General features: G+C 52.4%; 16 protein-coding genes. 14 read left to right on the forward strand and 2 right to left on the reverse strand.

Annotated elements, in window-relative coordinates; all coding sequences use genetic code 11:
• Nucleotides 1-129 precede the first annotated feature (129 nt).
• The 7 genes from C6Y32_RS09560 (at nt 130) to gpmI (ending at nt 7,254) form a co-directional block, all read left to right on the forward strand.
• A complete protein-coding gene (locus C6Y32_RS09560) occupies nt 130-1,002 on the forward strand; it encodes a pyridoxamine kinase (protein WP_243562670.1) in 873 nt (290 codons plus the stop codon).
• A 73-nt stretch (nt 1,003-1,075) separates the two neighbouring features.
• Nucleotides 1,076-1,654: an ECF transporter S component gene (locus tag C6Y32_RS09565; RefSeq protein ID WP_243562678.1), complete on the forward strand. Its 579-nt coding sequence runs from the start codon at nt 1,076-1,078 to the stop codon at nt 1,652-1,654.
• An 87-nt stretch (nt 1,655-1,741) separates the two neighbouring features.
• A complete protein-coding gene (locus C6Y32_RS09570) occupies nt 1,742-2,251 on the forward strand; it encodes a tRNA (cytidine(34)-2'-O)-methyltransferase (RefSeq protein ID WP_105205047.1) in 510 nt (169 codons plus the stop codon).
• 19 nt (nt 2,252-2,270) lie between these two features.
• Complete coding sequence (locus tag C6Y32_RS09575) at nt 2,271-3,137, forward strand: DegV family protein (RefSeq protein ID WP_105205048.1); 867 nt, start codon at nt 2,271-2,273, stop codon at nt 3,135-3,137.
• A gap of 240 nt (nt 3,138-3,377) precedes the next feature.
• A complete protein-coding gene (locus C6Y32_RS09580) occupies nt 3,378-4,589 on the forward strand; it encodes a phosphoglycerate kinase (RefSeq protein WP_105205049.1) in 1,212 nt (403 codons plus the stop codon).
• Between the two features lie 240 nt (nt 4,590-4,829).
• Complete coding sequence (gene tpiA / locus C6Y32_RS09585; protein WP_105205050.1) at nt 4,830-5,597, forward strand: triose-phosphate isomerase; 768 nt, start codon at nt 4,830-4,832, stop codon at nt 5,595-5,597.
• Between the two features lie 142 nt (nt 5,598-5,739).
• Nucleotides 5,740-7,254, forward strand: a complete 1,515-nt coding sequence (gene gpmI / locus C6Y32_RS09590; RefSeq protein ID WP_105205051.1) for a 2,3-bisphosphoglycerate-independent phosphoglycerate mutase — start codon at nt 5,740-5,742, stop codon at nt 7,252-7,254.
• 168 nt (nt 7,255-7,422) lie between these two features.
• On the opposite strand, the gene C6Y32_RS09595 is transcribed toward gpmI, so the two are convergent.
• On the reverse strand, nt 7,423-8,415 hold the full coding sequence (locus C6Y32_RS09595; protein ID WP_105205052.1) for a nucleoside hydrolase: 993 nt from the start codon (nt 8,413-8,415) through the stop codon (nt 7,423-7,425).
• Between the two features lie 286 nt (nt 8,416-8,701).
• Here C6Y32_RS09595 and C6Y32_RS09600 point away from each other — a divergent pair, with 286 nt between their 5' ends.
• Entirely contained in the window at nt 8,702-8,947 is a 246-nt protein-coding gene (locus tag C6Y32_RS09600) for a DUF6061 family protein (protein ID WP_009321749.1), read from the forward strand.
• Between the two features lie 91 nt (nt 8,948-9,038).
• On the opposite strand, the gene C6Y32_RS09605 is transcribed toward C6Y32_RS09600, so the two are convergent.
• The gene (locus C6Y32_RS09605; RefSeq protein ID WP_009321748.1) at nt 9,039-9,962 is read right to left on the reverse strand and encodes a helix-turn-helix transcriptional regulator; all 924 of its coding nucleotides are present in this window, start codon (nt 9,960-9,962) and stop codon (nt 9,039-9,041) included.
• Between the two features lie 146 nt (nt 9,963-10,108).
• Here C6Y32_RS09605 and C6Y32_RS09610 point away from each other — a divergent pair, with 146 nt between their 5' ends.
• The 6 genes from C6Y32_RS09610 to C6Y32_RS09635 all read left to right on the forward strand — a co-directional run bounded on the left by C6Y32_RS09610 (nt 10,109) and on the right by C6Y32_RS09635 (nt 16,998).
• Entirely contained in the window at nt 10,109-11,860 is a 1,752-nt protein-coding gene (locus tag C6Y32_RS09610; RefSeq protein ID WP_105205053.1) for an ABC transporter ATP-binding protein, read from the forward strand.
• Entirely contained in the window at nt 11,860-13,581 is a 1,722-nt protein-coding gene (locus tag C6Y32_RS09615; RefSeq protein WP_207204830.1) for an ABC transporter ATP-binding protein, read from the forward strand. The genes C6Y32_RS09610 and C6Y32_RS09615 overlap by 1 nt, the downstream gene beginning before the upstream one ends.
• Nucleotides 13,582-13,678: 97 nt before the next feature.
• Nucleotides 13,679-14,620: an ABC transporter permease gene (locus C6Y32_RS09620; RefSeq protein WP_055180893.1), complete on the forward strand. Its 942-nt coding sequence runs from the start codon at nt 13,679-13,681 to the stop codon at nt 14,618-14,620.
• Entirely contained in the window at nt 14,610-15,434 is an 825-nt protein-coding gene (locus tag C6Y32_RS09625) for an ABC transporter permease (RefSeq protein WP_105205055.1), read from the forward strand. The genes C6Y32_RS09620 and C6Y32_RS09625 overlap by 11 nt, the downstream gene beginning before the upstream one ends.
• On the forward strand, nt 15,431-16,234 hold the full coding sequence (locus C6Y32_RS09630; RefSeq protein ID WP_105205056.1) for an ABC transporter ATP-binding protein: 804 nt from the start codon (nt 15,431-15,433) through the stop codon (nt 16,232-16,234). The genes C6Y32_RS09625 and C6Y32_RS09630 overlap by 4 nt, the downstream gene beginning before the upstream one ends.
• Nucleotides 16,231-16,998, forward strand: a complete 768-nt coding sequence (locus tag C6Y32_RS09635; RefSeq protein ID WP_098924535.1) for an ABC transporter ATP-binding protein — start codon at nt 16,231-16,233, stop codon at nt 16,996-16,998. Before C6Y32_RS09630 ends, C6Y32_RS09635 begins: the two co-directional genes overlap by 4 nt.
• The last annotated feature ends 31 nt before the right edge of the window (nt 16,999-17,029 follow it).

Consider the following 17,029-nt stretch of genomic DNA (forward strand, 5'->3'; position numbering starts at 1 on the left):
TAACAGAAAAACAGGGCTGCCGCCCGGGTGCGGTCGGCCCTTTCTGGCTGTCGCTGGCGGCGGCCGTGCGGGCGGTTGCCGATGCAGTCGCCCGCACACACATATTTATTGGGAGGGGGGCCATTTCACTTGCAACAGCAACAAGATCTCGCCGCCGCGCCGCGGGTGCTGGCGCTGCACGACCTGTCCGGCTTTGGGCGCTGCTCGCTGGCGGTCATCCTGCCGGTGCTCTCCTGTATGGGTGCGCAGGTGGTGCAGGTGCCCACCGCGGTGCTCTCCAGCCACACCGGCGGCCTGGGCGATCCGGTGCTGCGCGACCTGTCGGACATGCTGCTGCCCACGCTGCAGCACTACCGGCAGCTGGGCCTCGACTTTACCGCCGTGTACTCCGGCTTTTTTTCCAGCGCCGGTCAGGTCTCGGCCTGCCGGGCATACTGTCAGGCCTTTCCGCAGGCGCTCAAGGTCATCGACCCGGTCATGGGCGACGATCAAAAGGCCTACCGCACCTGTACCGGCCAACTCATGGCTCAAATGCGGCCGCTCATCGCCGAGGCCGACGTCATCACCCCCAACGAGACCGAGGCCGCCATTTTACTGGGCGAGGACCACACCCGCCGCCGGGTATTCGATGCCGCCGGCGCCCGCCGGTGGCTGGTGGGCCTGGCCGGCCTGGGCTGCAAGTCGGTCGTCATCACCGGCTGTCACATGCCCGACGGGCGCTATAATCTGGTGTACAGCGGCGGCGCGTATAGCCGGGTGCGGGCCGAGTACCTGCCGGTGGGCTACCCCGGCACCGGCGACATCTTCACCTCCGCCCTCACCGGGCGGCTGCTGGGCGGCGACGCGCTGCCCCAGGCGGCCAGCTTTGCCGCCCAGTTCGTCGAGCGGGCCATCGCGCTCACCCAAAAGGCGGGCACCGACCGCCGCTGGGGAGTCCAGCTCGAAAAGGCGCTGCCCTGGCTGTTTGCCCCAGAGCTGCAGCAGCGGGTGTCGCCGCTGTAGCGGCAGAGCTCCCGCCCGTTCCGGCGCTTTGCGCCGCCTAAAAATACACGCTAAAAAAGAGGAGTGATGTCTCGTGAACCGCGAGAAAAACAATACCGTCTACAGCATCACGCTGGTGGGACTCATGGCCGCCATGTGCTTTGTGGCCACCTTTTTGCGCATCGATATCCCCACCCCCATGGGTAAGACCATGCTGCATCTGGGCAACGTGATGTGCCTGCTCTCGGGCCTGGTGCTGGGCCCGGTCAAGGGCGGTCTGGCTGCCGGCCTCGGCTCCGGCTTTTTTGACCTGTTCGACCCCGCCTACATCGCCGGCGCGCCGTTCACCTTTGCCTTTAAGTTCTGCATGGCTTTCGTCTGCGGGGCCATCGCCCACAAAAAACTCGACAGCCGCCCCCGCCGCATCGCCGGGGCGGTGCTGGGCTCGCTGAGCTACGTGGTGCTCTACGTGGGCAAAAACGTCGCCGAGGGGCTGTGGTTTTACCGGCAGCCGTTTAAAACGGTGCTCACCGTGGCCGCCACCAAGCTCTCGGTATCGCTCACCAACGGCCTCATCGCGGTGGTGGTGTCGCTGCTGCTGTTCGGCGTCATGCGGCCCATCCTAAAAAAGGCCGGCGTGTTCGACCGGCTGCAGGCCCGCAAAGAGCGCTGACCACCCCCGAAAATAAGACTGTATTCGCGTGCCCGGCGGCTTACCCTGGTAAAATAGGGGGACAAGCTCCGGCAGAAAGGAAGTGCCATGTCCACACTCAACATCGTGCTGGTCGAGCCGCAGATCCCCCAAAATACCGGCAACATCGCCCGCACCTGTGCGGCCACCAACACCCGGCTGCATCTGGTGGGCCCGCTGGGTTTTTCCATCGACGACAAAAAGCTCAAGCGCGCCGGGCTCGACTACTGGCACCTGCTGGATATCACCACCTATACCGGCCTCAGTGACTTTTTTGCAAAAAACAGCGGCCCGTATTTTTACTTTACCACCAAGGGCCGCCGGGTCCACTCCGACGTGCAGTACCCCGACGGCAGCCACCTGGTGTTCGGCCGCGAAGATGCCGGCCTGCCCGAGGATCTGCTGGTAAAAAACCCGGCCAGCTGTGTGCGGCTGCCCATGTTCGCCCCCGCCCGCAGCCTCAACCTGTCAAATACCGTCGCCGTGGGCGTGTACGAGGTGCTGCGCCAGTGGGGCTACCCCCGCCTGCAGTCGGCCGGCCGGCTCACACAGTACGACTGGGATCAGCCCACGACCTGATAAAAAAAGGAGCCATCACATGGAGAAGATACTGCTTTTGACCGACTCGGCCTGTGACATCCCGCTGGATGTGGCCCGCGACCTGGGCATCCGGGTGATGCCCATCCCCATCGAGGTGGATGGGGCCCCCCACCACGACGGCGACTTCACCCTCGACGAGTTCTACGATATCTTAGAGCGCTGCAAAAAGATCCCCACCACCAGCCACATCAACTACCACCAGTTTTTGCAGCAGTACCTGCAGGCCGACGAGCAGGGCTACACCCACCTGCTGCACGTCACCATCAACGCCCAGGGCTCCAACATGATCCAGGCCGCCAACCACGCCAAAGAGCTGTTTGCCCAGCAGCGCCCCCAGAGCCAAATGCATATCGACATCATCGATTCGGGCACCTACTCGGTGGGCTACGGCTTCCCGCTGACCGAGGCCGCCCGCATGCTGCAAAAAGGGGTGGGCTACGCCGCCGTGCGCGACTACCTGCTCGATTGGTTTGGCTCTCTCGAGATCTACTTTTCGGTCTACTCGCTCGACTTTGTCAAAAAGTCCGGCCGCGTCAGCTGTACCGCCGCCTTTGTGGGCGATATTTTGGGGTTGCGGCCCATCATCCGCATCATGGACGGCCGGGTCGAGGTGGTCGACAAGGTCCGGGGCGACGCCAAGGTGGTGCCCGCCCTGGCCGGCTGGGCCCAAAAACAGATGTGTGAGCGCAGCCCCTACGCCACCCTCTGCGCCCGCTATTTCGACCGCCGCGCCCAGCTCACCGGGGCCATGCAAAAGGCGCTGGGCTATCCCCCGGTGGGCGAGTACCGCGCCGGCGCCTGCATCGCCATCAATGCCGGCCCGCAGATCATCGGCGTCATGGTCAAGGGCCACCGCCGCCGTTAGCGGGGCCGCCACCGCCGTTTTAAACGGCGTCCCGCGCATATTTTGCCCGCCACAAGGCCGGTTTGGCCTTGAAAACTAGAGGGAAATCGTGTAAAATGATTGAGGATTGCCAGACTTTTAACAACTGGCGGCCAAAGCCTGCCTCTCCTTTGGGGACAGGCCCCGGCGCACCGGCCATCGGCGCGCACATACCTAGTTTTATAAAACACATTTTTTAAAGCGAGGAAAAGGAGTACAGACATGAGCACTCTAGGCAAAAAGACCGTGGATGATATCCAGGTAAAAGGCAAACACGTACTGGTCCGGGTAGACTTTAACGTACCGCTGAAAGACGGTGTCATCACCAACGACAACCGCATCGTGGCGGCACTGCCCACCATCAAAAAACTCATCGCCGACGGCGGCAAAGTCATTCTCTGCAGCCACCTGGGCAAACCCAAAAACGGGCCGGAGGCCAAATTCAGCCTGGCTCCTGTCGCTGTGCGCCTGTCTGAGCTGCTGGGCCAGCCGGTCGTCTTTGCCGACGACGACAATGTGGTGGGCGAAAAGGCCAAAGCCGCTGTCGCCGCCATGAAAGACGGTGACGTGGTGCTACTGCAAAACACCCGTTTCCGCAAAGAAGAGACCAAAAACATCCCCGCCTTCAGCGAGGAGCTGGCCAGCCTGGCCGAGGTGTACGTAAACGACGCTTTCGGCTCGGCTCACCGCGCCCACTGCTCCACCGCCGGCGTCACCGACTACATCAAAGATACCGCCGTGGGCTACCTCATGGGCAAAGAGATCGAGTACCTGGGCAACGCCGTCAACGATCCGGTACGCCCCTTCGTGGCTATCCTGGGCGGCGCCAAAGTGGCCGATAAGCTCACCGTTATCGAGAACCTGCTCAGCAAAGTCGACACCCTCATCATCGGCGGCGGCATGGCCTACACCTTCCTGGCCGCCAAGGGCTACGAGACCGGCACTTCTCTGGTCGACAGCGAGAAGATCGACTACTGCAAAAACATGATGAAACTGGCCGAGGAGAAAGGCGTCGATCTGCTGCTGCCGGTCGACACCGCCGTGCTGCCCGCCTTCCCCGATCCCATCGACGCCCCGGTCGAGCTGGTCGAGTCCGATGCCGACAAGATCCCGGCCGACAAGATGGGCCTGGATATCGGTCCCAAGACCATGCAGCTGTTTGCCGATGCGGTCAAGTCCGCCAAGACCGTTGTCTGGAACGGCCCCATGGGCGTGTTCGAGAACCCGGTACTGGCCGCGGGCACCAAGGCCGTAGCCAAAGCGCTGGCCGAGACCGACGCCACCACCGTCATCGGCGGCGGCGATTCTGCCGCTGCTGTCATGCAGCTGGGCTTTGCCGACAAGATGACCCACATCTCCACCGGCGGCGGCGCCTCGCTGGAGTACCTGGAGGGCAAAGAGCTGCCGGGTATCGCCTGCATCGCCAACAGCTAAGAGAAAAACTGCTTTCCCGGCGGCGGGCCTCTGGCCCCGTACCGCCTAAAATACAGGCAACGGCAGTGCTGCTGTCGGCGCTATAAAAAATAAGTTAGAGGGCTGCCTGCGTGTGCGGGTGGGTGCGGCCCCGGCCCCAGGGGCGCTGCCGCCTGTGGGCCGGGCCGTTCCCGCCAAGCTGCGAGCAGCCCTCTTTTTTGCCGCCGGGCACGCTCAGTCCCGGCAGAAAGGATTTTCCCCATGAATAGAGATCTGCGCACCCCGGTCATCGCCGGCAACTGGAAGATGAATAACGACCGCACCGCCGCCAAGGCGCTGCTCAGCGATCTGGCCCCGCTAGTCAAAGATGCCGCCTGCACCGTCATCACCTGCGTGCCATTTACCGACCTCGAGACCGCTCTGGCCGCTACCGCCGGCACAGATATCAAAGTCGGCGCCCAGAACTGCCACTTCGAGAAGTCCGGCGCCTACACCGGCGAAGTCTCGGCCGACATGCTCGCCGAGATGGGCGTCGAGTACGTGGTGCTGGGCCACTCCGAGCGCCGCCAGTACTTCGGCGAGACCGATGTCACCGTCAACCTGCGCACCAAAGCAGCTCTGGCCGCCGGCTTAAAACCCATCGTCTGCGTGGGCGAGCACTTGGAGGACCGCGAGCAGGGCGTCACCGCCGAACTGGTGGCCCTGCAGACCAAGATCGCCCTGCTCGATGTCACCGCCGAGCAGCTGCAAAACGTCATCATCGCCTACGAGCCGGTGTGGGCCATCGGCACCGGTAAGACCGCCACCGCCGAGCAGGCGGGCGAGGTCTGCGGCGTGATCCGCGCCACCGTGGCCAGCCTTTACGGCAAAGAGGCCGCCGACAAACTGGTGGTCCAGTACGGCGGTTCCATGAACGCCGGCAACGCCGACGAGCTGCTGGCCCAGCCCGATGTCGACGGCGGCCTTATCGGCGGCGCATCCTTAAAGGCCGACGCCTTCGCCCAGATCGTCGCTGCCGCCTCAAAATAAGCGGTGCAACAATAGGCGCCTACAGCCGCCCTCAGCACCCGTAAAATAGCAAAAAAGGGCTGTATCTCTCGTCGGTACGGCCCTTTTTTCACCACACCGCCCCCGCGCGGGGGCCCGTCACCACACAGATAGGAGAAACGCCATGAAAAAGCCTCTCGCCCTCATCATCATGGATGGTTTTGGCTATAACCAGAGCGATTACGGCAACGCCATCGAGGCCGCCAACACCCCCAATCTCGACCGCATTTTGAATAATTACCCCATGGTACATATCGGTGCCTCGGGTATGGACGTGGGCCTGCCCGACGGCCAGATGGGCAACAGCGAGGTCGGCCACACCAACATCGGCGCCGGCCGCATCGTGTATCAGGAGCTCACCCGCATCACCAAATCTATCGCCGACGGCGACTTCTTTAAAAACGAAGCGCTGCTGGGCGCTATGGACAACTGCCTGCAAAACGGCACTGCCCTGCATGTCATGGGCCTGCTGTCTAACGGCGGCGTCCACAGCCACAACCAGCACCTCTACGCCATCATCGAGCTGGCCAAGAAAAAAGGGGTCAAAGATGTGTTCGTCCACTGCTTTATGGACGGCCGCGACGTGCCCCCCTCCTCCGGCGCCGACTTCGTCAAGCAGCTGGATGAAAAATTAAAAGAGATCGGCGTGGGCCGCATCGGCACCATCATGGGCCGCTACTACGCCATGGACCGCGACAACCGCTGGGAGCGGGTCGAGAAGGCCTACCGCGCCATCGCCGACGGCGAAGGCGTACAGAAGACCGCCCTGTCGGTCATGCCCGACTCCTATCAGGATGATGTAACCGACGAGTTCGTCGTCCCCGCCGTCTGTGACGGCTATGCCGGCATGCAGGCAAATGATTCGGTCATCTTCTTTAACTTCCGCCCCGACCGCGCCCGCGAGATCACCCGCACCTTTGTCGATCCCGACTTCGACGGCTTTGCCCGCCAAAAGGGTCTGCTCCCGCTGTACTATGTCTGCATGACCCAGTACGACGCCACCATGCCCGGCGTACAGGTGGCCTTTAAACCCCAGTCGCTGCAGAACACCTTTGGCGAGTACATCTCTAAAAATGGCCTCAAACAGCTGCGCATTGCCGAGACCGAGAAGTACGCCCACGTCACCTTCTTCTTTAACGGCGGCGTCGAAAAGACCTATGAGGGAGAGGACCGCGCGCTCATCGCCTCCCCCAAAGTCGCCACCTACGATCTGCAGCCCGAGATGAGCGAGCCCCAGGTCACCGAGGAGGTGCTGGCCCGCATCGCCTCCGACAAGTACGACGTCATCATCTTAAACTACGCCAACTGCGACATGGTCGGCCACACCGGCGTGTTCGACGCCGCCGTCAAAGCTGTCGAGGCCGTCGATGACGGCGTGGGCAAAATGGTCGATGCCATCCTGGCCAAAGGCGGCGCGGTACTCATCACCGCCGACCACGGCAACGCCGACAAGATGTACGAGCCCGACGGCTCGCCCTTCACCGCCCACACCACCAACCCGGTACCGTTCGTGGTGGTCGGCTGCGGCGATGTCAAACTGCGTCAGGGCGGCTGCCTGGCCGACATCGCCCCCACTATGTTAAAGATCCTGGGTCTGCCCCAGCCCGCCGAAATGACCGGCAAGAGCATCATCGAGTAAATTTTCCCCCAAAGCATAAAAGAGAGCCAGATCGGGCGACTATCGCCTCTTTTGGCTCTCTTTTTACAATTTGTTCACATTTGTGATTACAACTAAAAGTATTTTTAATTTAAAATAATACAAATATTAAATATATCGATTATGCCCGCCCCTTGCCTGTCCCGGCGCTCAGCGCCCCAACAGATCGCACAGCAGTCGCATGACCCGCCCCTTGTCAATGCCGTAGGCCACGTAGGTCTCGTCGTCGCGGGGCATGTAGCTGCGGGTATCCACGATCAGCTGCCCGTCGGCGAACCCGCCGCTAAAGTCCACATCACAGGCCTCCCGCCGCAGGTCGGTGACGATGCGGGGGTCCAGCATATACAGCACGCACAGCGCGTCGTGGATGGCGGCGCTGTGGTCACCGGGGTCGCTGGTGTTGCTGATGCCCAGCAGCGCCATGCGGTCGATAAAGTCGGCGATCAGGCGGCCAAAAAATTCGGCCTCCGGCGTGCCGATATCCCGCAGGCACTGGGCGTCCCGCCGGTCAAACAGCGCCGAGGTGGTGGCGTCCAGCGGCAAAATAGTGACCCTGGCCCCCGCTTTTAGCACGATCTGTGCCGCCTCCGGGTCGGCAAAAAAGTTGAATTCCGAGTCGCTGGTGCTGTTTACCGCCCGTATACCGCCTCCCATGACGATGAGCTCACGGATATTTCGAGCGATGCCCGGGTCCAGACGCAAAGCCATGGCGATGTTCGTCAGCGGCCCCACCGCCACCACTGTAATGGGTGTGCTGGCCACCCGCAGGGTGCGCAGCAAAAACGCCACCGCATGCTCCGGCTGGGGCGCGATTTTTGCCGGCGGCAGCGGCAGATAGTCCTCGTGCATGTTGACTACCTGCCCGTCGATCACCTGCTCATAGGGCTGTCGCCGCACATTCATCTCCCGCCCGGCAGTCAGGGTGCGCACCATCGGGTCGGGGCAACCGGCAAAGACCGGCACATCAGCCCCCAAAAACTGCACCACCCGCAGTGTATTTTCCAGTGTGTTGGGCAGTGGTTGGTTGCCGTGGGTCACGGTAATGGCTCGCAGGTCCAACTCGGCAGCCTTGACTGCCGCAATAATGGCCATAGCGTCGTCGGTCCCGGTGTCTATGTCTAAAATAAACGGCCTTTTTTCCACAGTACAGCTCCCCCTTTAGCGCAAACTGGCGGTATCTCCCCATTTGGGAGCTGCCGCATCCTTTCCGTACAGCCCTATTATGGCACTTGTCGTCTCTGGCGGCAAGTCTTACCGGCAGACAAATAAAAAAGCAGGCAGACCTTGGCTTAACAGTGATAAGGAACGAAATCACTTATCAACTGTTAGCTGACGGTTTTCGGGTGCATACGAAACTCCCGTCTGATTCCTAACAGGAATTAGGCGGGAGTTTTTCTTGTTAACAGAGCCTATATTGGAGGATAGCATTATGAAAACATTACTTTCCTGTGAATTTAACATGGACACAGGCTGCGTTGAACTAAGATATTCTGACGACAGCATGATTTCCATTAATTGCACCGCTGTAGAGGACGAAGTTGCGAATAGCCGTTTCCAGCAGTCTGAACTGGACTACCTGATTTACAATGATCCCGTTGCCTATGCCGACCTGATTCTCAACGGAGATCCGAAAGCATATCTGAAAAATGTGACCGAGTACAAGCCGCTGGATTAAACAATGAAATCGCCGATGTGAGTGAGCAACGCTTACATCGGCGATTTCATTTTATAGTGTTAGATAAAATTAGTATAATACTTTTATTCTCTTATTCTCTGTATTTTGAAGGGGTAAATCCATAATACCTTTTGAATATTTCAATCAATCTACTGGGGTTGGAGTATCCAACAATTCTTGAAATTTCCGCAATGGTGAGGTCGGTCTGAATAAGCATGTGCTCGGCTACAGAGATCCTTTTCCTCTGAATGTATTCGGTAATGGACATATTATAAACTGACTTAAATAGCTTTTTCATCTTGCTTTCACTCATACATGCAATGGTGGAAAGCGTCTGTAATGTAATATTAAAACTGTAATGTTCATCCATGTAATGCGTTAGTTCATCTAATGCCTGTAAATCTGTTTCGTTGATGGATCGGGCATTCTCTTCATTTAGTCTGTTTTCTTTCAAATAAGAAGCAAGAATCGAGATGATTTCATATATTTTTGCTTCTACTGTAATTCTGGACGCTTTCATGGAAAGCAGATACTCATATAGGCTTTGCATAGCACGATTGACATTTGGTAAATAGAATTTCCCTTTTTCTTTGAAGAAATCAGAAAAGTTCACTTCAAGATCACCGGAAATTTCCTGGAGATACTGATCAATAAATTCCTGGTCAAACTGCACAGTAATACATCTTAATGGAATCTGAGGATGATAAATAGCTTTGTACTTTTCAGATGGTTCATAACAGCGCAATGTATTCGGAGAAACATTTTGATACGGATAAAATTCATCTCCTGCGCCACTAATATAGAGAGCAAGTACATATCCAGGCCCAATATGTTCTCCAACCATGGTTTCCTGATTAAATCGTATGTCTGTCACTGTAATGACGAAATCGTGGTGAACCTCACTCGTCCATTGAAATCCGATTCCATATTTCTGATTGATCTTATAGTATGTTCCGTACTCTAGTGGATTTTTTATCGATTCAACAAAGAAATCCTCTCGTTCAACTTCTATCATTGGCCCCTCCAAAGATACCTCGGTTAGATTTATTAGTACCTTGTTCAGACTTTATATCTGTTTTGTCCTTTACAGTTACCCGCAACTAATTATAATGAAAGAGTTGATGTGTGTCAAACCGTTTTTAGCAAAAAGGAGGCTCGGATTTGAAGTCAATTCGTAGTTTATATAAAAAACTGTTGCAATATGTCCCGGATAAAAGAATTTGGGCATATTCTTCTATGGCACTATCTGCCGCTGCCGTCTGCTCATATATGGGAGCTTATTGGTTTCTCTGGCAATCCATTGTGTCCATTCTGGTTATCCCTGCATATGAGAAGGCCATGTATGATGCAATTATCGTAGTCGCACTTATGATTTTACGAGGCATCCTCAACATTGCATCGGCAACGTGTTCCCACTATTTAGGCTTCCGGCTTGAAACAAACTTAAGAAAAAATGGGCTTCATAAATTATTGGATGCCTCTTCTTCCTTTTTTGACCACAACAGTTCTGGAGAGATTCGAAAAGTTATTGATGATAACGCAGCAGAAACACACAAAACAGTGGCCCATTTGATTCCAGACAACATCACTGCTGTTATGACGCCGGTGTTAATGTTTGTGCTGATGTTTGCAATTGATTACCGCCTTGGTATTCTCTTGATCCTTACAACTGTAATTGGTGTTCTTCAGTATCGTAAAATGTCCGGTGGTACTGAATTTCTGTCTGGCTATTCAGCGGCACTTCAAAAGATGAGTGCGGCAACAGTAGAATATATCAGAGGAATGCAGATCATAAAAATCTTCGGTGTAACTGTACAGTATTACAAAACTCTGATTGACTCGATCAAGGAGTACAAACAGTACGTCTATCAGTATAGCCTCAGTTGTAAGAATCCCTATGTTGGATTCCAGGTTCTGTTCAACGTGTTTTATGCTTTTGCCGTACCAGCCGCAGTTGTACTCATCAGCTATGGAGAACCTGCCATGCTGATCTTGGCAAAGATTGTTTTCTTTGCTGTATTCTCCGGAGCTGTATTTACTTCTTTCACATCGATTATGTTTACGGGGCAGGATAACTTTGGCGCACAAAATACGCTGAATCAGCTTGATGAGCTGACTGCTTCAATGGATCAGGCAAAGCTTCCGCATGGAAGCGAAGAGAACTTCCAAAATTTCGATATTGAATTTCGTCATGTTGACTTTAAATATGATGACACCTTCGTGCTGAAGAATTTTAACCTGACACTGCATCAGAATAAAACTTATGCGCTTATCGGGTCTTCCGGCGGAGGCAAATCTACCATTGCAAAGCTGATTTCAGGATTTTATCCTGTTGATGGCGGCGAGATCCTGATTGGTGGAAAGAACATTCAGAGTTATTCTGAAAAAGCTCTCATTCAGAACATAGCATTTGTCTTCCAGCACAGTCAATTACTGAAGACCTCAATTTACGAAAATGTCCGAATCGGAAATTCTCAGGCAACACGGCAGCAGATTATGGATGCACTTGACGCAGCGAACTGCACATCTATTCTTGACAAATTCTCCCAGCGAGAGATGACCGTCATCGGGGCAAAGGGCGTATACCTTTCCGGTGGCGAGGTGCAGAGGATCGCCATTGCAAGGGCTATTCTAAAGAATGCGAATATCATCATTATGGATGAGGCATCTGCAGCTGCAGATCCGGAAAACGAATACGAGTTGCAGCAGGCTTTCCAAAAACTGATGAGAGGCAAAACAGTTATCATGATTGCACACAGGCTGTCCTCTATTCAGAATGTAGACCAGATCCTGTTTGTCCAGAATGGAAAAGTTGTGGAACAAGGAACCCACAATGAGCTGATGTCCTACAATGGACGTTATAAAGATTTTCAGGATGTATACTGCAAGGCAAATCAGTGGAGGTTGGCATGATGAAGACATATCTAAAAAAAGCCTTCCAGCTTAGTGATTCGGGTGCGAAAGGCCTTGTAAAATCAATCTGGTCATTCTTCCTCTATTATGTCTCTTTTGTACCGCCGATGATTTGTGTTTTTCTGTTTGCAGACAGGCTGCTGCATGGAAACACCGGGAAACCGGTGGTATATCTCCTGTTTATGCTGGTAGCGACCCTGGTGATGTACTTAGTTATTAACTATAACTATAAAACGACCTATGATGAAACCTACCAGGAATCTGCAAATTTAAGAATTGATTTGGCGGAACAGCTTTCCAAGCTGCCCCTATCCTATTTTTCAAAGCACAATTTGTCTGACCTTGCTCAAACAATCATGGCAGATGTGGCTTCGATTGAGCATGCTTTTGCGAACGCAGTGGCTAATACCATAGGATTTGCAATTTACTTTTTGGTTATCAGCGCAGCCCTTCTGATCATGAATTGGAAATTAGGGCTCTGTGTATTGCTTCCCGTTCTTGCTTCTGCTTCGGTTCTTTTCCTGACAAAGAAACTGCAGGTCAGAGATGTAAATAAACATTATGATAAGTTGAGAGATATTTCTGAAAGCTTTCAGAATGCAATCGAACTGAATCAGGAAATTAAAAGCTATGGGTTGAAAGAAAAAGTAGAAGCTCAAATGGACCAGCAGTTGGATGAGTCAGAAAATCTTCAGTGGAAAGCCCAGATCACCCAGACGATTCCTGTTACAATCGGCCAGACTTTATCGATTCTTCCTATTGGAATCACGGCAACTGTTGGCCTTTCGATGCTTGCCTCCGGTCAGGTAAGTATCCTGATTCTTCTGGGCTATATTATTATGGCGGCGAAACTCAGCGGGGCCATGGGTGGTGTTTTGCTCTATCTGACGGAAATCTTTTATTTGGATGCAAGGATCGCCAGGATTGGTGAAATCAAGAATCATGAACTTCAGGGTGGAGAAAAGGCAGTCCTCTCAGATTTCAATGTAGAAATAAAGGACGTTTGTTTTTCCTACCAGAAAGACACCCAGGTGATTCGCCATGCATCCTTTACGGCGGAGCAAGGACAGGTAACCGCATTGGTCGGTCCCAGCGGCTGCGGAAAAACAACAATGCTTAAGCTCATCAGCAGACTATATGATGCAGATTCCGGCACCGTTCAAATCGGAGGAACCGACATACGAGAAATTCACACTGATAGCTTGTTCAAGTATGTCTCCATTGTTTTTCAGGAAGTCATTCTATTCAATACTTCTATTATGGAAAATATTCGCCTTGGGCGGCTGGATGCTTCTGACGAAGAAGTAATACGAGCTGCAAAACTGGCTGGTTGCAATGAGTTTGTCAGCCGTCTGCCAGACACCTACCAGACAATAATCGGGGAAAATGGTACCAAACTCTCCGGTGGAGAACGTCAGCGTCTGTCTATTGCCAGAGCAATCCTGAAGGATGCTCCAATTATCATTCTGGATGAGATTGCCGCATCGTTAGATGTGGAAACAGAAGTCCAAATACAGACTGGATTAAATCATTTGATTCAAGGCAAGACCGTGATTGTTATTTCACACAGACTAAAGTCTATTGAAAATGCAGATAAGATCGTCGTTATGAAAGCAGGTACCGTAGAAGCCTGCGGAAAGCATGCTCATCTGCTGAAACAGTCGTCCACATATAGAAAGATGATAGAAAAGTCCAATCTGGCAGAGAAATTTAACTACTAAGCAGGTTACCTTTCAGATGCAGGCCGCACTGAAGGGTAACTTAAAGGCATTTAGTTAACTATGTCTAACTGATTGCCAGCGTGAGGAGGTGCATTATTTGAAGAAATATATTGGAAAAAGGATCATTAGCTTCCTCATTGTGCTGATAGGAGTCAGCGTCCTGAGTTTTTTGTTGATTGCTTGGTCCGGAAAAGATCCTGCAGAAATTATTGCACACCGAGGCGTATCCAATCCTACGCCGGAACAGATTGAGATGATTCGGGTGGAAATGGGATTGGATCAACCTCTCCCTGTGCGATATATTCAGTGGCTTTCCGGAATGTTTACAGGAGAACTTGGGACTTCTTTGACCACTCATCAACCGATTGTAAAGGATCTGCACAAGTATCTGGCTACGACCACATCTCTTGTAGGGATGGCTATTCTATGGATTATCGTACTCACCGTTCCGATTAGTTTGCTCTGTGCCAGAAAGCGGAACCGCCTTTTCGATCAGGTTACCAGAGGCATTACTATCTGCGGTATTTGTGTGCCAACTTTCTGGCTGGGATTCCTTCTTCTACTGTTCTTTGCGATTCATCTGAAATGGTTCAGTGTCTTACCAAGTCCAGGTTGGAGGGGCTTTTTACTACCTTCATTTGCCCTGGCGGTTCCCAGTTCGTGTTCACTCATCCGAATTATGCGTTCCTCTCTTCTGGCTGAATTATCTTCTGATTATGTTCGGTTTGCAAAAGCCCGTGGACTATCTGCCAACAGAATTCTGGTATGCCACATTCTGCGAAATGCCTTACCGCCTGTTGTTACAATTTTCTTTCAGCAATTCGGCTTTCTAATTGCCGGAGGGGCGGTAATCGAAAGTGTTTTTTCAATCAAGGGAATCGGAACTTATCTGGTGGACAGTGTGATTGCAGCAGATACGATTGCAGTTTCTACCTGTATAGTCGTCATTGCGGCAATTTTTGTCGTCGCAAATTTCATGGCAGACATAATCAACCGTCTGCTTTGTCCATGGATGGTGAGGGAAGAAAATGATACATAAGCTACTCAAAAGGCCGCAGGCAATCATCGGTCTATGCCTGATTGCTATTGTGATTGTAATTGCGATTGCAGCACCTGCTTTTTCGCCTCACGACCCTGAATTGGTGAATTTATCGCAAAAGTATGCTCAGCCTGACGCAGAATACCCTCTTGGAACAGATCAATTGGGCAGGTGTACCTTATCAAGGCTGCTGTATGGAGCCAGATATTCCATCGGAATCAGTTTACCTGTGCTGCTGATTTTGTCTGTGATTGGTCTGATTGTCGGTACTTTTAGCGCCTGTGCTGGAGAAAAAGCAGACCATTTCATTACTATACTCTGTGATGTGTTTATTGCTTTTCCTTCTCTTATCATTGCTATTGCTGTCATAGGAGTTCTGGGGAACGGACTCCAAAACATTGCCGTTTCTGTTGTGATAGCGACCTGGGCTTGGTTTGTTCGTATTGTCAGATCTTATTCCGTTCAAGAAATGGGTAAAGATTATATCCTGGCAGCCCGGATTTCTGGGTGCAATACAGGAAAGCTGGTCTTCAGACATCTGATTCCTAACATTCTGCCACAGTTTCTTGTGTATGTTTCCACTGGTGTCGCTTCTTCCATCATTATGGTTTCCAGCTTTGCTTTCCTCGGACTTGGCCTTCCCTCCGGCACACCGGAATGGGGTGCCATGTTAAATGATGCCAGGACAGCGCTTTACTCTCATCCGGAATTGCTAATCTATCCAGGCTTGTGCATCTTCGTAACGGCAGCAGGCTTCAATTTATTTGGAGAAGCACTCCGTGATATTCTGACGCCGGAGGAGGACAGCCTATGATGCCATCACTTATGATTGATCATTTAAGCATTAATCTTCGGTCAGGCACGGATAACTTGGTTTCTGAAATATCCTTTGCAATCAAAGAAGGAGAGTCTTTGATCTTGTTAGGCCAGTCAGGCAGCGGCAAAACAATGACCTGTAGTGCGGTGCTAAACTTATTGGACCCTAAAAAATTTAAGGTGTCGGGTTCCGTTTTCTTCGGTGAGACTGATCTTTTGAATTCGTCAGAAAAGCAGAGACGAGGAATATACGGAAACCAGATTGTCTATATCCCGCAAAATCCGATGACTGCATTGGACCCTTCTATGCGTATTGGCAGACAGATGGATGAAACGCTACGGCTTCATTCCGACAAATCCCGCCAGCAGCGTTACAACTATATTCTGCGGCTTCTGCATGATGTAGGCTTAGATGATCCTGACAGGGTATACAGAGCATACCCCCATATGCTTTCCGGAGGAATGCTTCAGCGTGTCATTATCGCAATGGCTATGATGCTTGATGCAAAATTCGTGCTTGCCGATGAGCCGACAACTGCTTTGGATGTGATTCACAGAAATGGAATCATAGATTTATTTTCGCAGATGAAAGCAAATGGAGTTGGGATTCTTATGGTAACTCATGATTTCGCAACAGCTCTTCAATTAGGTGGAAACATGTTGGTGATGAAAGAAGGAAAAATTATAGAATCCGGTGAAGTTCAATCTGTCTTCGATCATACCACAGAACCTTATACAAGGTCGCTGATTGAAGCTTACTCCCTTTCCTGTGCTTTCACGAAAGGGGCGGAATCATGATTAAAGTCAACAACCTATCAAAAGAATTTCACGAACAAGGCACAAGCAACGAGCTTCTGGCCGTTGATCATGTAGATTTTACTATTCAGAATGGTTCATTTTGCGCTTTGGTAGGAGAAAGCGGATCTGGTAAAAGCACTTTGGCTCAGCTCATGTGCGGTCTTCTGGTTCCATCTTCTGGAGAGGTACTGTTTGAAGGAAAAAACATTTCCCTCTGCCGGGGCAAGCAAAAGCAGGTACTGCGATCTAAAATACAGCTGATTCTTCAGGATGGCAAGGGAGCAATGGACCCTCGCTTTACGGTATATCAAATCATTGCAGAGCCAATTCGCAATTTCAGAAAACTCAGCAAAAAGGAAGAAGAACGGGAAATCAATGATCTTCTTACCATGATGGAGCTTCCCGAAGAGATCAAGCTGCGAAAAGCTCATGAGCTATCCGGTGGACAACAAAAACGTGTATGTATTGCAAGAGCGTTAGCGGCTCAACCGGATGTGTTGATTTTTGATGAAGCAGTCAGTGGGCTGGATGTCCTGGTTCGTAAACATATTCTTGATTTGCTGAAGCGACTCCATCAGGAGCGAAAAATGACTTGCTTTTTCATTACCCATGACCTGGACGTTGCGCTATATCTTGCAGACCGTGTGATGGTGATGCGCTGCGGTAAGATTATCGAAGACCGTACATTTCACGGTTCGACAGACTGCTTTACACATCCGTATACCAAGCTTCTGCTGCATTCTATTGCTCCATATTTGGGTTAAACCATTCAATAAATACGTATACCCTGCTGAA

Origin of the sequence: Neobittarella massiliensis (ex Bilen et al. 2018), from assembly GCF_900289145.1 — a bacterium.
Lineage (GTDB): Bacteria > Bacillota > Clostridia > Oscillospirales > Ruminococcaceae > Neobittarella > Neobittarella massiliensis.